Below are 2,556 nucleotides of genomic sequence, written 5' to 3'. Positions count from 1 at the left end.
GTAGTTGAAAACTTTCCCACATTTAGGGTTTTATTTAACTTGGGGAGCAAAAACAAAACTATCAGCGATCGCACTATCAATTTGCACTTGACTTGGAGCAAATCCTAATGCTTGCAATAACGCATCCCGTTGTGAGTTAGTTGTGATAGTTTCCCGAATGCGATCGCGTTTTTCGATTTCCTCTGTATAATCTGGACTGGCCACAAATTTTTCTAAAGTTTGCCAACTATAACGATCGTCAATGAGTGAGGTTTCATTCTGTAAATGTTCAACCCCAATCGAGTTGCTTTCACCCGCTTTAGGCGACTCGGCAGGAATAATACGAAAACCAGAGAAAACGCCATTTTCAAATTGCTGTCCATTCACTTCAGGCAATTTTAAGCGCCCTTTATCTGTCAGATTTGGTTTTCCCCAAATTGCAGTAGGCGCTGCTTTGGTGACAGGTGCAAAGCTAAACTTGGCTTTAGCATCTTCAGAATTTCCATCTTTACTAATTGTGACCTTATGAGTTGTCTCTAACTCATCACTATTAATACCCATCGGATTAATAGCAAAACCTGTATTAGTCTCGATGGATTCCTCTTTTTCCCAAGTAAAGGCTTTTTTCGAGGGAATAAAGCTATCTGTCACCAATTCCAAGGTTTTAGGATTGATAATCCAGATTTCCTCTTCCCCTCGCGTTATTTGCTTAACTAAGCCCTTACTAGCAGCAATGCTACAAATTTCTGTATCTTGAGGTAAGAATGAAGATTTGAACTCATCCCAAGCAATAGGAAGTGGATCGCGGGAACCTTGATCGCCGAATTTAACTGTAGCTGAAGCGATCCAAAGATCGATTTTAGCTTTGCCTCCCAGTTCCGGTCCCCAGAGATGTAATTCAACTCCCAGACTGATACTGATAATACCAATCCCACCACTAATCCTGATTCGGGCGCTAATATCGTAATAGTAAGGTTTCCAACAGATGAGGAAGTCAGCCCCCACTTCAAAAAAAGCATGAACCGAACCACTCTTATAACGAAAACTAAGCGATCCTCCCGCCATTACTGCATGGGAACACAAAGCAAAATAGCCTTCTCCAGTAATCGAAGTATGACTATCCAACTGCCAATTAAAACCTAAACGGGGTACAGTGGGATAATGAGTGGGAACCTTAAAACTGGGATGATAACCGCCTAAAGTAATGACAAAATCTCCTTCATGTTCCCCAGCAAACCAGAAAGCAGCAGCAAAACCCCCGGTTAAATGACATTTTTGAGACAGAATATAAGAGTTTGGGGTGAGTTCTGCTTGAACTAAGAGCAGTCCTTCTGCAAGACTAAACCGTGCTTGTAGGGCTAATTGTACTACCGCTACTGGGTCGATGCTAGAAGAAGTTGATGGGGGAACTACTAACGTAGAAATACCAATTAAATTGAGTTCAAAGTTATTTTCACTGAGCGCTAGGGTTAACAAGGCAAAGCTATCGAGTAATTTATAAGTGGTAAATTTGATTCCAATAGCTAAAAAACCTGCGTCAAGAGAAATGGGAATATATCTACTTAAACTCTCGATTTGTTCATTAATAATCTCTCCCGGATCTCCGCTCAAATCGCCCACACCACTAAGCGCTTGGGCTACTAAAGGAAATTCAGTAATTTCGCCCAAGGGAGGTACAATCAAGTCACGGTTGTAGCCAAAACCTCCTGCCAATCCGGTCACAAATATTTCTGGAGGGCCACCCAAAGGATAATCTACAGCAAGATACAGGAATAGGGATGGTTCATTACCATAATAAGCATAAGCACCCACAGCAGATAAGGAAAGGGATTTTTGTTTTCCACCACTGCCTTTGGTTTGCATTCCCAGTGTTACCATTCCTAAGTATTCTTCATAGTCTGCTCTTTCTTTGCGGAGGAATGCACCCGCAATATTTAAGCTGTTCTTTTCGTAGGTTAAACCAAAGCCATCCAGATTAAATTGGGGGTTAAAATTGGTGAGGGGAGTGCTGATCGAAAGTCCATTTAGAACTAAAGAAAAATCAGATACTTGAACGATAAATTGAGGAGTGAGATGAATTTCTCCTGTTTTGTAAATCAATCCAACTTTTTCTAAGTGAATTGTCCCAAAGGATTTTTGCACCGTTAACCATGCACCGTTATCAGCAATCGTAATAGGGGTATCTTCTTCCGGTGTGGTAGTTCTAGGGGAAGCAACCAGTCGAAATTCTCCACTAGGCGCTAAACGGGTACCAATATTCCTGATTGCAGTACGCTGCTTTACTGGCAATTCTTCACTTTGAGCGAAACTACGGCTACCAGGATTCCAGATTTCAGCCTGTGGTTTTAATGAAAATTCTTCAGTTTGGGGTAAAGTATCCGACTGTATCCCAAATTTGGCTTTTAGCCATTTTAAAAGGCTCTGCAATCTTTGGCATATTGTTGCTGTGAGTGATGATTTGACAACAATGGGCTGTTCGGAAGTCGGACTAGCAATAGGACTCTGTGATGAAAATTGTCTGCTTGCCGCTAAACTAGCACCAGAAGGAGCCGGACTGGGACTAATGCTACCGCTACC

1 protein-coding gene is annotated in these 2,556 nt (G+C 41.8%); it reads right to left on the bottom strand.

The features are described from left to right. Positions 1-30: 30 nt before the first annotated feature. A partial coding sequence (locus H6S82_RS28360) for a DUF6603 domain-containing protein (RefSeq protein WP_199317983.1) occupies positions 31-2,556 on the bottom strand: 2,526 nt, incomplete at its 5' end.

It is taken from the genome of Planktothrix sp. FACHB-1355, from assembly GCF_014748295.1.
Lineage (GTDB): Bacteria > Cyanobacteriota > Cyanobacteriia > Cyanobacteriales > Aerosakkonemataceae > Aerosakkonema > Aerosakkonema funiforme_A.
Note: the sequence above shows the minus strand (reverse complement) of the source record. Positions and strands in the feature narration are given on the sequence as shown.